We start from the raw sequence: 14,381 nt of genomic DNA on the forward strand, positions 1-14,381 counted from the left end.
CTCGCCATGCCAGATAGCTCCCTGCAACGCTATAATTGAGGTTCGGTGCTGGCGTGCATTCTCTACTAGCGTTTAGCTTTTTGTGGGCCCGGGTCGCGCTTGGCTTCTATGTCGCCGGCTTGGCCGCCGCCATCACCGCAGCGCTGCTGAAAGAGCCGCAGCAGCAGAACGCCATCTTCGGCCTGGCGCGCGCCGCGGTCGCCGCCGGCTTCCTGTTCCAGTTCGTCAGCCTGGTCGAGACTACCGCCATCTTCACAGCGCACTCGGCGGATTTCTACCGCATCATCACCGGTCTGCTGGCCTTCGTCATCGCCGCCTTTTTCCTTTTGGTCTACCGGGTGTACTCGCCGCGGGCCCTCAGTCTGGTGGTAGTCCCGCTGATCTGCCTGCTGGCGGCCGCGGCGACGATCGTTCCCGCCGGCGTGCGCGGCGGGCCGCCGCCGCTGGACCACGGCCTGCTGTTCAACGGCTGGATATACGTACACATTGTGCTGATCTTCATCGGTTATGCCGGCCTGGTGGTCGCCATGGGCAGCGGCATTCTGTACCTCATGGCCGAGCGCAACCTCAAGGCCAAGGGCATTCCCCGCGCCGTCAAGATCGGTTTACCCTCGCTGCAGACCCTGGATCTGGCTGGCTATCGTTCGTTGCTGATCGGCTTTCCACTGCTGACCGCCGGCCTGGTCATCGGCGCCTACTGGGCCGATGCGCTGCTGGGTGGCGTGGCGCTGAACGATCCCACAGTGCTGCTGGCGCTGCTGGCGTGGGTGATGTATCTGGTGCTCTTATTCGCGCGCTGGTCGGCGGGATGGCGCGGCCGCCGGTCGGCGTATCTGACGCTGGCGTGCTTCGCCATCGCCCTGGCCGGCTGGTTTGCCAATGGCATGAGCCAGGTGCATTCCCTTTTTCTGCAATGAGCCTGCATCTCCTCGGCATCAGTCACCACACCGCGCCGCTCGAACAGCGTGAGCCGCTGGCGCTGCCCGCCTCGGCGCTGCCGGCGGCGCTGGAATTGCTGGCGGCGCAGCCGGAGGTCTGCGAGGGCATGCTGCTGTCGACCTGCAACCGGGTAGAGGTACTGGTGGCCGCCGAAGAGGGCGTGGCGCCCGATTTGTTCGCCTTTCTCGCGGCGGCCACCGGCCAGCCCCGTCTGCCGCAAGTCCAGCACTTCTATCAGCTTCAGAACGCCGCCGCCATCCGCCACGTGTTTCGCGTCGCCGCCAGCCTGGATTCGCTGGTGGTGGGCGAGCCGCAAATCCTGGGCCAGTTCAAGCAGGCCTTTGCGGCCGCGCAGGCCGCCGGCCTGGCGGGTTCCGAGATCGAAGCCGTCGCCGCGCGCGCCTTTCATGCGGCCAAGCGGGTGCGCACCGAGACCGCCATCGCCGCGCAGCCGGTAAGCGTGAGCCAGGCCGCCGTCGACCTGGCCCGGCAGATCTTTGGCGATCTCAGCCATAAGACCGTCCTGCTGCTGGGGGCAGGCCTGATCGGCACCGCCGCCGCCCGCTACCTGCTGGCGCAAGGCGCCACCCGCCTGCTGGTCCTGAACCGCACCTTCGCGCATGCGCGGGAGCTGGCGGAAAAATGCAGTGGGGAGGCTCACCCTCTGGAGCGCCTCGCGGAGTTGGGCGAGCTGGCCGATGTCGTTATTTCCTGCACCGGTGCGCCGCAACCCCTGGTCACGCGCGCCGACGCCGCACGCTTTCTGGCCCGCCGGCACGGCCGCCCCATGCTGTTTCTCGATCTCGCCGTGCCGCGCGATATCGAGCCCAGCGTGCATCAGCTTGAAAACGCCTTCGTCTATAACGTCGATGATCTCGATCAGGTCGTCAGCACCCATCTCCACGAACGGCGGCAGGAAGCCGCCCTGGGCGAAGCCATCATCGAAGAAGAAGTGCAAACCTATCTCCAGCGCCGGCAGGCGCAGGACGTGACCCCGCTGCTGCGCGCGCTGCAGGACCGCGCCGAGGCCCTGCGCGCCGCCGAATGGGAACGCTCGCGCAAGCGCCTCGGCTTGCTCAGCCCGGAACAAGCCGATGCCATAGAAGCCCTGACGCGCAGCCTCATGAACAAGTGGCTGCACGAACCGCTGGTGCAGGTAAAAGAAGCGGCGCAGGCGCCCGCCGCCGAGCGTCCGCTGCTGCTCGCCTGGGCCGCGCGGCTGTTCGGCCTGCGCCAGCCGGCCGCCCGCGAAGACGCGCGCAGCGCCAAAGCCGGTCAGCCGGTGGGGCGGGAATGAGCGCGCCGCTGCGCCTGGGCACGCGCGCCTCGGCCCTGGCGCGCTGGCAGGCCGCGCACGTGCAAGCGCTGCTGCACGCTCACGGCCGCGACTGCATCGTCGACTATGTCACTACCGCCGGCGACCGCCGCACCGACGTGCCCTTGGCGGCGATCGGCGGCAAAGGCCTGTTCACGCAGGATATCGAAGCGCATCTGCTGGCGGGCGAGTTGGATGTTGCGGTTCATAGCCTCAAGGATGTGCCCGCGCAATTGCCGGCCGGTCTGGTGCTGGGTGCGGCCCTCAAGCGCGCCGATCCCCGCGATGCTTTGATTGCCGCTCCCGGCATGACGCTGACCACTCTTCCTGCGCGCGCCCGCCTGGGCACCAGTAGCCTGCGCCGCCAGGCGCAGGCGCTGGCGCTGCGTCCCGACCTGCAGATCGTCGCGTTGCGCGGCAATGTCGATACCCGCCTGCGCCGCTGGCGCGAAGGCGCTTATGATGCGCTGCTGCTGGCGGTCGCCGGCCTGGAGCGGCTCGAACTCGCGGACGCCATCGCCGAGCGTCTCGACCCCACCCAGTTTGTTCCGGCCGCGGGTCAGGGCGTGCTGGTGCTGGAGTGCCGCGCCGGCGATACCGCGGTTCTGGACGCCATCGCCCCTCTGCACCACCCGCCCACGGCTGCCGCCATCGCCGCCGAACGCGCCTTCCTTCGCCGGCTCAACTGCGGCTGCCAGTCACCGGTGGCCGCCTATGCCCAGCAGGGTGAGGGCAAACTGTATCTCGACGCTCTGGTTGCCAAAGCCGACGGCACGCAGGTCTTACGTCAAGCTGCCTCGGCCGCTCCCGAACAGGCCGAGGCTCTGGGCATACACCTCGCCGAGACTCTGTTGGCGCAGGGCGCCGCCTCCTTTCTCGGCTAAGAGAATTTTCCCATGCCCCCGCCTCTCACTGGCCGCCGCATCGTAGTCACGCGCGCGGCCGAGCAAGCCGGCGAACTGCTCGAGCGGCTGCGCGCCGAGGGCGCCGAGGCGGTGGCACTGCCCACCATTGCAATCGCGCCGCCACTCAATGCCGCGCCGCTCGAGGCCGCACTCGAAGAACTCGCTACTTTTGACGGTTGCATCTTCACTAGCGCCAATGCGGCGCGCGCCGTGTTGGCGCGAGCACAAGTGCGGTCACTGGCGCCGCCGCGCGGCTGGATCTGCGCCGTGGGCACGGCAACGGCAGCGGCGCTGACACATCGCGCCGGTTGGGCCGCAACCCTGCTGCCGCAGGCCGCGCAAGCCGCCGGCATTGCGGCGGCGCTGGCCGCGCAGCCCCTGGCCGGTAAGCGCATCTTCTTCCCACGCGCCGAGGCTGCTGGGGAACTGATTCCGCGCGTGCTGAGCGAGCGGGGAGCGACGGTTGTCAGTCCGGTGGCCTATCGAACCGTGCTGGCCGAATCCTCGCGCGCGGCAGCGCCGGCGCTGTTCCCGGGCGCCGATGCGGCAGTGTTCACCAGTCCCTCGACCGCCCGCAATCTGGCCGCGCTGCTCGGCGAGGATCACAGCCGCCGCATGCGGGATGTCCGTATCACCGTGATCGGACCGGTCACCGCGACGGCAGTCGCGCAGCTCGGCTGGCAAGTGACCGCCACCGCACAACAGCCGGACGTGGAGAGCATCATCGCCGCGCTGCGGAGTTGCTGGCGTGCCTGAGCTGCCGGAAGTGGAAACCGTCGCGCGCGGCCTGCGCAGTCAGATCCTGGGCCAGCGGATCGAGGATGTGCGGCTGCGCCGCGCCTCAGTGCTGCGCGGTAACCCGGAAGCATTCGCGGGCCTCGCGGGCTCGCGTATCGCTGCCATCGAGCGTGCGGGCAAGTATTTGGTGTTCTCGCTGGAAGGTGCGAAGCTACGCTGGCAGTTGCTGTTTCATCTCGGCATGACCGGCCAGCTTGTGCTCGCGGCGCCGGAAGCGCCGCTGGCGGCGCACACCCATGCGCACCTGCGGCTCTCGGGCGGCCGCGAACTGCGCTTTCGCGATCCCCGCCGCTTCGGCAAAATCGCGCTGGCGCCGGCGCCGGCAGGAGGCGGCTTCGCGCTGGAACTGGGCATCGCGCCCGGCGCCGAGCCGCTGGAGATTGCCGCCCCCGCCTTCGTCGCGCTCTTCCGCGGCCGTGCGGCGCCGATCAAGTCCGCGCTGATGAACCAGAAGCTGCTGCGCGGTCTGGGCAACATTTACGCCGATGAAAGCCTGTTTCGCGCCGGCATTCATCCCCGCGCCCGCCGGGTTTCCGCGCCCCGCCTGCGCCGCCTGCGTTTGGCCATCCGGGAGGTACTGCACGAGGCCATTGCCGCCGGGGGCTCGTCCATCTCCGATTACGTCGATAGCCGCGGCGAACCCGGCTGGTTCCACCTCCAGCACCGCGTTTATGGCCGCACCGGTGAACCCTGCCCCGGCTGCGGCCGCCCCATCCGGCGCACCGTGCTCGCCGGGCGCAGTGCCCACTTTTGCGCGCATTGCCAAAAGCCCTGATTCGCCTCCATACTGCTGGGGATGAGTACCAACTCCCGCTACACCATTGGCGTCGATCTCGGCGGCACTAACCTGCGCGTCGCTGCCGTCGATCCGGAGGGCGCCATCTGCGAGCGCATCAACCTCGACACCGAAGTCAAGGAGGGCCGCCTGCGCGTGGTCGCCGACATGTGCGACGCGGTGAAGGAAATCGAGCAGCGTCTGCCCGAGGCGCAGTTGGGCGGCATCGGCATCGGCGTGCCCGGCATCATCAACCTGGCCGATGGCACCGTGCGCCAGTCGCCCAATCTGCCCGGCTGGAGCGATTTTCCCGTGCGCGACGATATTGAGCAGCTTCTCGGCACCCAGGTCGTGCTGGAGAATGACGCCAACGCCGCCGCGCTGGGCGAGAGCTGGGTGGGGGCGGGCCGCAACGTGAATAGCCTCTGCATGATGACGCTGGGGACGGGCATCGGCGGAGGTCTGATTCTCGACGGCCGCATCTGGCACGGCCGCGAAGGCATGGCCGGCGAACTCGGCCACATGACCATCGACCCCAACGGCGCGCTCTGCGGCTGCGGCAATCTCGGCTGCGTCGAAGCCTACGCCTCCGCCAGCGCCATCAGCCGCATGGCTATGGCCGCGGTGCGCGTCGGCCGCTCGCCGGAACTGGCGCGCGACGCCGACGAACTGGGTGACTTGACCGCCGAAATCGTCTATATCAAGGCCAAGCAGGGCGATACCGTCGCCCGCGAAGTGTTCGAGATGGTCGGCCGCTCGCTGGGCGTGGCCATTGCCAACCTCATCAATATTTTCAATCTGCCGCTGTATGTCGTTGGCGGCGGCGTCGCCAACGGCTGGGACGCGTTCGCCCCCAGCCTCATGGCCGAAGTCCACAAACGCTCGCTGGTGGCGCGCTCCACCAATCCCACCATCGTGCCTAGCGCGCTGGGCGCCGATGCCGGCCTGGTCGGCGCCGCCCACCTGCCCCAGATCGCCGAGGAGGACGCGCATGCCCGCAAACGGCGGATTTGAACACAGCCTGGGACGGCTGGAGGCCATCGTCAAGGAACTGGAGAGCGCCGAGCTGCCGCTGGAGCGCTCGGTGCAGCTCTTTGAGGAGGGCATGAAACTGGTCGAAGAGTGCCGCCAGCAGCTTGATGCAGCCGAAGGCAAGGTGGAAATGCTGGTGAAGCGCGCCGGCGAAGCCACCGCCGCGCCTTTTTCGCTGCACGACAATGGCAGCGCCGAGGAGAGCTAGCCCACTCAGCTTGCGTGCCGCACGCCATGCCAGAGTGGCTGCTTGTGCCGTTTGGCCTCGTAGAGCGAGGCGTCGGCCGCACGCAGGACCTGTTCGGCGCTGCGTCCCTGATCGGGACAAACCGCCTGTCCCAGGCTGAGGTGCAGGTGCAGATCCTGCTCGCATTCCGGAAGCCGGAAGCGGAACTGTTCGACGCTCTCACTCACCCGCTCAGCGACCAGGCGCAAGCCTTCCGCACCGGTATCGGGCAGAATGAGCGCGAATTCATCACCGCCGAAGCGTGCGACCGTGTCCACTTCCCGCAGCCCCAGCGGTAAGAGCCGCGCGAACTGACGCAGCACGTCGTCCCCGGCCTGGTGTCCCCAGCGGTCATTGACGGCTTTGAAGTCATCCAGATCGAGCAGCAGCAAGCCGCTCGGGCTGGAGCGGCGCAGGCAGCGATGAACCTCCTGCTCCAGCGCGCGCTCGAAATATCCACGCGCGCGCAGCCCGGTCAGGTAATCGGTCGAAGCCAACTGCGTCAACTGCCGCATGGATTCAATCGCCGCCATCTGATTTTCCGCCAGCAAGCTCAGGATCCATGTCAGCCGCGCTTCGGTCTCGTTGAAGTGCCGTTCGGCGATGCGAAACAATTGGAGTGATCCCGCCCAGCCATGCTGCAAAAACAGGGGCACCGCGGCGGCTACCTTCGCCTGGAGCCGGTCCAGATACGCGTCCACTTCAACATTTCGGCCGCGTGTGACCAGAACCGGCTTGCCTACATGCCCGACCCAGGCGTTGAGCACGTTTTCCTCCGGCACCGTCCCCAGTTCAATGCCATGCCCCAGCCGCTCCCAAGCCTGGGGAGCCTGGGCCGGCGCAAAACAGATCAGTTGACGATCGGAATTCACGAGCGTCTGGGCGGTATCCAGCACCAGTTGCAGGGCCGTTGGCAACGTCAACTCCGTGCCCGACAACAAAGCCAAACGCAATAGACTGGTCAGGGCGGCGCCATGCTGCGCAAACAGTTCTGGGCTGGGCTCGTTTTCGACCTCGACAATGGCATCAGCGGGGATGGTCAGCTTGCCTGGTTGTACACGCATCCACTCGCCTTTCACCCGGCTCTCACAGGGATGAGATGAGCAAGAACGCCGCCTTGTCGCCTCTTGCGCTTGGCGGCGATCCCCGCGCCGCGCCATCTTGAGCCTCAATCCGGCAGCACCCATCAAGGGGGATGTTTGCGTCCTGTTTTTGCGCTACGGTGAGCCATTATGGTCATGCGTTCGCTCGCCCTCGCGCCTGCCCTGGCAACTCCGCTGCCGCTGCTGGGAGAAAGCCCAACCATTCTCGCCATTCGTCGCACGCTGGATCAGATTGCGAGTACGAATCTGACTGTGCTGCTCCAGGGCGAGAGTGGGACGGGCAAGGAGGTCGTCGCCCGCCTGCTGGGATCCCATCCCGAACGGACCGCCTCGTTCGTCAAAATCAACTGCGCCGCGATCCCGGACGAACTGTGGGAGAGTGAGCTGTTTGGCTACGAGCCCGGAGCGTTCACCGGCGCCACGCGCCAGAAATCGGGCAAATTCGAACTGGCCGAGGATGGCACGATCTTCCTCGATGAGATCGGCGAAATGCCGCTGCAATTGCAGGCCAAGCTGTTGCAGGTATTGCAGGATGGTGAGTTCAGCCGGCTGGGCGGGCGGCGCTCGCTGAGCGTGAATGTGCGTGTGGTGGCGGCCACCAACGCGGATTTACACACGGCGGTCGCCGCAGGCGCATTCCGGCGCGATCTTTTTTACCGTCTCAACGTGATCGCCCTGGAGTTGCCGCCCTTGCGGCAACGGCTCGAGGATATTCCGCGGCTGACCGACCACTTCCTGGAAAAATACAGTGCCCAATATCAACGCGCCGTGCCGGTCATTCCGGCCACGTTGCGGAAGCGCTTGCTGCAATATTCCTGGCCGGGCAATGTGCGCGAGCTGGAAAACCTCATCAAGCGCTACGTCGTGCTCACCGATACGGATGCCCTTCTGGCCAGCCTCCTCGAACCGGCGCCGCCGCAGGCGGTTGCAACTCCGGCGCTCACTTCGTCGCTACCATCGCTGAGCCCGGCCCAACCCGTTTCCCTGCTCGCTATCGGCCGGCAAGCGGCGTGGCAAGCAGAGCGGGTCGCTATCCTCAAAGCCCTCGCCGACACGCACTGGAACCGCCGCCTCGCCGCACGGCAACTGCAAATCAGCTACAAGAGCCTGCAGAACAAACTCCGGACGCTGCTGGCCGAAACTCCGGCTGCCTGACCCGGACTAAGTCAGCACCCGCGCCACGATCTGATCGGGCGGCAGCGCCGCGTCTACGATGACCGCGTTCGCCGCACTGGGCGGCTCCAAATCGGCAAGCTGGCTGGCCAGCATCTTGGCCTTCATGTAATGTCCCTGCCGCTGCTCCAACCGCTGGTGCAAAAGCGCCGGGTCGCTCTGGAGATAAATCCAGCGCACGGGCAGGCCGTGATCGAGCGTGTCGCGATAGCGCTGCTTCAGCGCCGAGCAGGCGACCACGAGATCGGAGCCTGTTGCGGCGGCCTCTTCCAGCTTTTTGCGGATCGCGGTGAGCCAGGGCGCGCGATCGGCATCGTTGAGGGGAATACCGTGCGCCATTTTCTCGATGTTGGCGGGCGGATGCAGCGTGTCGCCTTCCAGGAACGCACATCCCAGCGCCTGGGCCAGCGCGCGGCCCACCGTGGTTTTGCCTGCTCCCGCCACACCCATGACCAAGTACAACACCGTACCCAGAATAACGTTTTAGTGGGCGGGCCGGATCCTCTGGCACAGCGGATCGGCGGCATGCACCGCGACCAGGTTCGGCCCCATGGCAAACACGCTGTAGCCGGCGGCTTCCAGCCAGGGCTGCAGCTTTTCTTTTTCGCCTTTCAGCGCCTCCACCACCAGCGCCGGACGGCAGCGCGCAATCGTCGCCCGGGCGCCCTCGAGCACCTCCATCTCCATGGCTTCGACATCGATCTTGAGCAGATCCACGCGCCCCAGCCCCAGCGAGTCGACACTGACGCATTCCACTTCAGCGGTCGCGCCGGAAGAGTAATCGATCGGCTGGCCGATATTCTCGTTGTCCGCCGCGCACCGCATTTCCAGGCTGCCGAAGCTGCCCGGCTGGTTGTAGTCGGGCACGGGCACGCGCAGGCTGCCGCAGGCGCTGCCCACCGCAGCATGCCGCGCCCAGGCGTTGGCGCAGTTGTTCAGGGCAATATTGCCGGCCAGTGCGTAGAACAGCCGCTCCTGCGGCTCAAAGGCGACCACCGTGCCCCAGCCCGTCATCGCCCGCGCCCACTCCACCGTATGCACGCCAATGTTGGCGCCGCAGTCGAGCGCGACCACCCCGGCGCCGCGAAGCTGCTGGCTCATCTCCAGTAGCCCCACTTCGGCGTTCACTTCCGTCGGATCGCAGGCGCAACTATCCATGAGATGGAACCCGATGCCGATGGTGGTATCGGGCGCCAGCCGGTGGTAGTCGAAGCGGTTGAGGATGAAGGTGCCCTGATCAGTGGCGCCCAAGACGAAAGCAGCCTTACGCGGTGCGGTTTTCATAACAAGGCTTCCAGGCTTTGCCGGTACTGCGCGGTAATGTGTTCCCAGCCGTAGCGGGCGTGCAGGTGCGCGGAGCCAATGCCGCCGCGCCGGGCGCGCTCGGCGGCGCTGGCGCTGGCGGCGGCTTGCAGGGCCGCGGCAAGGCTGTCCACGTCCGGCTCGAACCAGGTGAACGGGCCGGTCATGGCCTGCGGCGGCTGCAGCGCGCGCGGAACCTCCTGCTCGCGGGCGGTCACCCACCAGCCGGCCTCCCGCGGACAAAACTCGGGCGCCGGCCCGGCGGCGGTCGCAATCACCGGCTTGCCGCAGGCCAGTGCTTCCGCCAGCGGCATGCCGAAGCCTTCGCCACGATACGGCAGCACGGTCACATCGCAACCGCGATAGAGCGCCGCCAGCTCGGCCTCGCTGCACGTGTCCTCGCGATAGAGGATCGGCGCCGCCTTGGCATCGCGGCTGGCTACGGCAATCTCCTCCGCGAGACTGAGATGGCGGTAAAACGTCTGCGCGCCCATGGCTTTAATGACGAGCGTGACCTCATCGCGGGCGGAGAAGGCCTGGCGCCAGGCCGCCAGCAGCACATCCATCCCTTTGCGTGCAATCGCTCCGCCAACAAATAGAAAACTCATGCCACGGACTTCTGCAGGCCGTGCGGTTGCGCCTTCCGGGCGAAACAGCTCCCGGTGGATGCCGTTGGCGATGACCTCAACCCGGCTGGCCTCGACGCCCGCCCGCGCCAACACCTCACCTACGAATTGCGACGGCACCCAAATGCGGTCCATGCGGTTCATCGGCTCGACCCAGCTCCGCGGAATGGCGCCGAACTCCCAGGGCAGAATCACCGCCAGCTTGCCGCGCCCGGGCGGCGTGAACTCGGGCGGCCAGCCATGGCGGATGGTAACGTCCAGCCGCCGCGGCAGCCGCCGCAACCCCTGCGCCCAACCCGCGGGCGCCGGGAAGGCGCCTTGCCGCTCCTCGGCCGGGAGTGTGGGCTCGAGCGCCACGTCCAAGGCAGCATCGGCGAGCAGAGCCCCTCCCAAATAGCGATTGATGCGGGCCGAGCTCGCCACCATGAGGAATGGCCCTTGCAGCACCACACCGGCACGCTCGCCGGCACGGCGTGCGCATTGCACCGGCGGATGTACCGCGGCCAAACGTTCCTCGGCCGCGCGGCGCTGCTCCTCCGGCATCGTCCATATGCGCAGCGCGCGGGCCGCCGTCTCCCAGCGCTGATGCAGCAGCCACCAGGTGAATACCGCGGTTTGATAGCGGGGTTCCGCGCGCCCCAGATGCAGCAGCAGCATATCCAGACCGGGCAAGGACGACCGCGGCGCCCGCTGCCCCAGCAGCCCAATCACGGAGGGCTCATACGCGGGCCGCGCCAGCACCCCGGTCAGATAATGACGGATAGCGACCGCCTGGTTGCCGCTGCGCTCGGCGATTTGTGCCATCACGTGGTGTGCGCGATAGCCTGCCTCGCCGCCGCTGCCCACGTACACCGCCCCGGGGTTCGCGACCTCCCGGGTCGCCCGTCGCAGCGCGGCCAGCGCCCCGAGGGGATCGCCTTCCGCCAGCAATAATTTCGCCGCCAGATAGTCCAGTTCGCGATACTCCGGATGGGCCTGCCGCGCCTGCTCGACCAGCTTCAGGGCTTCCGCCCGCGCACCTTGTCGCGCGAGCATGGCCACCAGATTCCGCAAACCAAGGGCTGGCCATATTGCGTGCAGCCCCGGCGCTTGTGTGAGCTGCGCCATGGCCGCGACGCCGCTGCCGGTCTGCGCCATCTCCTGCCACAGCGCCGTCCGCAGCCGCTGCCAGGGCTGGCTGCCGCCCTCGCTTGCCGGCTCGGGCGCGGCGGTAGTGGCGGCAATGCGGATGCGCAGATCGATCCGCTCGTCACCGGCTTCGCCGGGCGGCAGCGGAGGTCCTAAGCCCCGCGGCTCCAGCGCAAGCAGCTCCCACTCCCCGCCGGCGGCATAGTGCACCGGAACAAAGGTGGTGCGCCCGGGCGTCGCCGCCGCGGCGTGCAGTTGCGCCGGCGTTCCCGCGAGCAGCCGCTCGCCGGGGTGCAGAACGGACGCCGCGGCGGGCACGCTGGCGCCATGGCGGGTGCGGACGCCGTAACCGGCGAGCGCGATGCTGGTCAGGGACACGTCAATTGACTCCTCAATGACTCACATCACAATCAGCACGCCGAGGGCCAGCCCGCGGCCCCGGCGGGCGCGGCCCCCGGCGTGCAGCGGGTGAAGCGGAGCGCCCGGAAATCACTGAAAACGGTGGCCGGACCAAGAAAAAATTAATGTTGGCCTAATCAAATTCTAAGAATCCCTCCGTAGTATCTGGATACTGCTACTCAGGAGAAGCCACTTTGACTCACACGCCACAATCCGTCTCCGCTGTCCCGCCGCCCGTCGTGCTGGTGGCCAGCGGCGATGCCGCCTTCCGCAAACAGGTCCTCGATGCCTTGCTGGCGGCCCGCCAGCCGGGCCTGGAAGCCCTGGGCGGCGCCGATGCCCTGTTGAAACTGGAGGCCACGCCCTGCGCCGGCCTGGTCCTGGACCGGCAACTGCCCGATCTCGACGCCGGTGAGCTACGGGACATGGTCACGGCGCAGTATCCGCAAATGCCGGTCGAGGTCGTGGATTCGGCGACGTTTCCGGCCGAGGGCGTGCCCGCCTGCCTGGACAAGCTCCAGGCCGGAGCGGTTCCGCAACGGTCCGCTGCTCCGGCGCGGCTGACCGCGGTGGCCGCGGCGCCGCGCAGCCTTCCGCTGGAGCCACGGCTGGGCGCAGCCGTCGAGCTGCTGCCGCAAATGATCGGCCGCAGCCTCCATCTGCGCGATGTCAGCGCGCTGGTGCGCATGGTGGCGCCGCGCCGCACGCCGGTACTGTTGCTGGGGGAGACCGGTACCGGTAAGGAGATGATCGCCGAAGCGGTGCATGCCGCCAGTCCGCGCGCGCAGCGGCCGTTCGTGGTCGTCAATTGCGCCGCGATTCCCGAGGCTCTGCTGGAATCCGAGCTGTTCGGCTTCGTGCGCGGCGCCTTTACCGGGGCGGTGCAATCCCGCGCCGGCCGCATCCTGAACGCCCACACCGGCACGCTCTTTCTCGATGAAATCGGTGACCTGCCGCTGGCGCTGCAAGCCAAGCTGCTGCGCTTCCTGCAGCAGGGCGAGCTGCAGCGGCTGGGCTGCAACGACCCCCAGCACGTGGATGTGCGCGTGCTGGCCGCCACCAATGCCGATCTGGCCGCCAAGGTGGCGGCGGGTGAGTTCCGCCGCGATCTCTATTACCGCCTGGCGGTGTTCCCCATCGAACTGCAGCCGCTGCGCGAGCGTCCGGAAGACATCGTGCCGCTGGCGCGGCATTTTCTGCGGCAATGGCAGACGGAAACGGGCGAGACCGGTCTCTGCTTCGCCGCCGAGACGCTCGATCTGCTGGAACAATATCCCTGGCCGGGCAACGTGCGCGAACTGCAGCACGCGCTCGAACGGGCCTCGATTCTGGCCTCGGGTCAGGAAGAGCTGCTGCCGCGTCATTTTCCCGCCGCCCAAGCCTGGCAGACCGCCCCTCGTCCGCGCACCGGCGACGTGAGGGGAGCCGACCAGCGGGAGGCGTGGGGCGCAGCCCCGGGCGAAGGCGGCGTGAGCCGCATTGGTCCTCGCCGTGCTGAGGCGTGGACGGAGGCAACCGGAACTCATGCTTTCGTTTGATCCCGCCATCATTCACGGTCTCGAGAGCTATCTCGATGTGGCCACCACGCGGCAGACGCTCATCGCCTCCAACATGGCCAACATCGATACGCCCGGCTACCAGACGCGCGATCTGAATTTTCAGCAGGCGCTCGCCGCCGCCGAAGGCGGCCTGGATCCGGCCAGCGCCGAACACAACGTCCGCGGCCTGCTGGAGCGCCCCGACGGCAACAACGTGAACCTCGACCGGGAATCATTTCTGATGGCGCAAACCCAGCTCCAGTACGCCACCGGCGTGGCGCTACTGCGCGACGAATTCCATCGCCTGAGCCTGGCCATTAACGGAGGGAGTCAGTTGCCATGAATCTGTTTGGCGTGCTCGATATCAGCGCTTCGGCGCTGCTGGCGGAGCGCCAGCGCGCCGAGGTGGTCACCAGCAACCTCGCCAATGCCGAAAGCGCGGGCGCCAATCCCGGGCAGGTGTATCGCCGCAAGGAGGTGGTGTTCGGTTCGCAGCCGCTGGCGTTTGCCAACGCGCTGGATACCGCCGAGGCCTCCCCCCCGTCCGGCACGGGCACGGCCGGCGAAGGCGTGGCCGTCCAGGCCGTCGTCACCGACCAGTCCCCGCTGATCCGCCGCTATGAACCCGGCAGCGCCAACGCCAACGCCCAGGGCTACGTCACCTATCCCAACATCAATCCCGCGCAGGAGATGACCGACCTGATGGAGGCCGTCCGCTCCTATCAGCTCAATATCTCCGCCACCCAGGCCACCAAGGGCATGATCCAACAAACGCTCACCCTGTTGAGCTAAACGGCTTACGATGATTCCGCTAATCTCCGCCAACCTGCCACTACTCACGCCCCCGACACCGGCCACCGCGCCTACGCCGCCCGCCGGAGCGGATGGCGCCGCCGGCGGCAGCTTTGCCGGGCAGCTCGATGGCGCCATCCAGAACATGCAGGACATGCAGTCGCAGGCGGCACAGCAGGTGGGCGCCTTGCTGCAGGGCAAAAGCCAGGACCTGCACGCCAGTTTGATCGCCGTCGAAAAGGCGGATTTGGCCTTCGGCATGATGTTGCAGTTGCGCAACAAGGCGGTCGCGGCCTATCAGCAGATCGCCAACATGCAGTTCTAACCGGT

At 67.4% G+C, this 14,381-nt stretch carries 16 protein-coding genes; 12 read left to right on the forward strand and 4 right to left on the reverse strand.

Translation table 11 applies throughout. The features are described from left to right. Positions 1–35: 35 nt before the first annotated feature. The 7 genes from EPN33_11985 to xseB are packed head-to-tail and all read left to right on the forward strand — an operon-like array spanning position 36 to position 5,972. Positions 36–917, forward strand: coding sequence for a hypothetical protein (locus EPN33_11985; protein ID TAN21339.1), 882 nt, complete (start codon positions 36–38; stop codon positions 915–917). Beyond that, positions 809–2,236: a glutamyl-tRNA reductase gene (locus EPN33_11990; protein TAN21340.1), complete on the forward strand. Its 1,428-nt coding sequence runs from the start codon at positions 809–811 to the stop codon at positions 2,234–2,236. The genes EPN33_11985 and EPN33_11990 overlap by 109 nt, the downstream gene beginning before the upstream one ends. Beyond that, positions 2,233–3,138, forward strand: coding sequence for a hydroxymethylbilane synthase (locus EPN33_11995; GenBank protein ID TAN21341.1), 906 nt, complete (start codon positions 2,233–2,235; stop codon positions 3,136–3,138). The genes EPN33_11990 and EPN33_11995 overlap by 4 nt, the downstream gene beginning before the upstream one ends. A gap of 12 nt (positions 3,139–3,150) precedes the next feature. Then, positions 3,151–3,915, forward strand: a complete 765-nt coding sequence (locus EPN33_12000) for a uroporphyrinogen-III synthase (protein ID TAN21342.1) — start codon at positions 3,151–3,153, stop codon at positions 3,913–3,915. Next, a complete protein-coding gene (gene mutM, locus EPN33_12005; GenBank protein ID TAN21343.1) occupies positions 3,908–4,732 on the forward strand; it encodes a bifunctional DNA-formamidopyrimidine glycosylase/DNA-(apurinic or apyrimidinic site) lyase in 825 nt (274 codons plus the stop codon). The genes EPN33_12000 and mutM overlap by 8 nt, the downstream gene beginning before the upstream one ends. Before the next feature lie 21 nt (positions 4,733–4,753). After that, entirely contained in the window at positions 4,754–5,746 is a 993-nt protein-coding gene (locus EPN33_12010) for an ROK family protein (protein ID TAN21344.1), read from the forward strand. Beyond that, the gene (gene xseB, locus EPN33_12015) at positions 5,724–5,972 is read left to right on the forward strand and encodes an exodeoxyribonuclease VII small subunit (GenBank protein ID TAN21345.1); all 249 of its coding nucleotides are present in this window, start codon (positions 5,724–5,726) and stop codon (positions 5,970–5,972) included. The genes EPN33_12010 and xseB overlap by 23 nt, the downstream gene beginning before the upstream one ends. 5 nt (positions 5,973–5,977) lie before the next feature. Here xseB and EPN33_12020 read toward each other — a convergent pair whose 3' ends face one another. After that, positions 5,978–7,177, reverse strand: coding sequence for a GGDEF domain-containing protein (locus EPN33_12020; protein ID TAN21346.1), 1,200 nt, complete (start codon positions 7,175–7,177; stop codon positions 5,978–5,980). 45 nt (positions 7,178–7,222) lie between these two features. Here EPN33_12020 and EPN33_12025 point away from each other — a divergent pair, with 45 nt between their 5' ends. Further along, a complete protein-coding gene (locus EPN33_12025; protein TAN21347.1) occupies positions 7,223–8,248 on the forward strand; it encodes an AAA family ATPase in 1,026 nt (341 codons plus the stop codon). A 6-nt stretch (positions 8,249–8,254) separates the two neighbouring features. Here the strand turns inward: EPN33_12025 and EPN33_12030 are convergent, their stop codons facing one another. Genes EPN33_12030 through EPN33_12040 form a run of 3 tightly spaced genes read right to left on the reverse strand, consistent with a single transcriptional unit; the run spans position 8,255 to position 11,700 of the window. Continuing rightward, the gene (locus tag EPN33_12030) at positions 8,255–8,731 is read right to left on the reverse strand and encodes a gluconokinase (GenBank protein ID TAN21348.1); all 477 of its coding nucleotides are present in this window, start codon (positions 8,729–8,731) and stop codon (positions 8,255–8,257) included. Positions 8,732–8,749: 18 nt separating this feature from the next. Next, positions 8,750–9,550 (reverse strand): FkbM family methyltransferase, encoded by an 801-nt coding sequence (locus EPN33_12035; protein ID TAN21349.1) that lies wholly within the window; start codon positions 9,548–9,550, stop codon positions 8,750–8,752. Beyond that, a complete protein-coding gene (locus tag EPN33_12040) occupies positions 9,547–11,700 on the reverse strand; it encodes a glycosyltransferase (protein TAN21350.1) in 2,154 nt (717 codons plus the stop codon). Before EPN33_12040 ends, EPN33_12035 begins: the two co-directional genes overlap by 4 nt. Before the next feature lie 446 nt (positions 11,701–12,146). On the opposite strand from EPN33_12040, the gene EPN33_12045 reads away from it, so the two are divergent. From EPN33_12045 to fliE, 4 genes are read left to right on the forward strand one after another with little or no spacing between them, the layout of a single operon-like run. After that, entirely contained in the window at positions 12,147–13,259 is a 1,113-nt protein-coding gene (locus EPN33_12045) for an AAA family ATPase (GenBank protein ID TAN21557.1), read from the forward strand. Continuing rightward, positions 13,246–13,602 carry a flagellar biosynthesis protein FlgB gene (locus EPN33_12050; protein TAN21351.1) on the forward strand — a complete coding sequence of 119 codons (357 nt, stop codon included), beginning with the start codon at positions 13,246–13,248 and terminating at the stop codon, positions 13,600–13,602. The genes EPN33_12045 and EPN33_12050 overlap by 14 nt, the downstream gene beginning before the upstream one ends. Then, the gene (gene flgC, locus EPN33_12055) at positions 13,599–14,051 is read left to right on the forward strand and encodes a flagellar basal body rod protein FlgC (protein ID TAN21352.1); all 453 of its coding nucleotides are present in this window, start codon (positions 13,599–13,601) and stop codon (positions 14,049–14,051) included. Before EPN33_12050 ends, flgC begins: the two co-directional genes overlap by 4 nt. 10 nt (positions 14,052–14,061) lie before the next feature. After that, positions 14,062–14,376, forward strand: coding sequence for a flagellar hook-basal body complex protein FliE (gene fliE / locus EPN33_12060; GenBank protein TAN21353.1), 315 nt, complete (start codon positions 14,062–14,064; stop codon positions 14,374–14,376). Positions 14,377–14,381: the final 5 nt, after the last annotated feature.

This window comes from Acidobacteriota bacterium (assembly GCA_004299485.1).
In the GTDB taxonomy this organism is placed as follows: domain Bacteria; phylum Acidobacteriota; class Terriglobia; order Terriglobales; family SCQP01; genus SCQP01.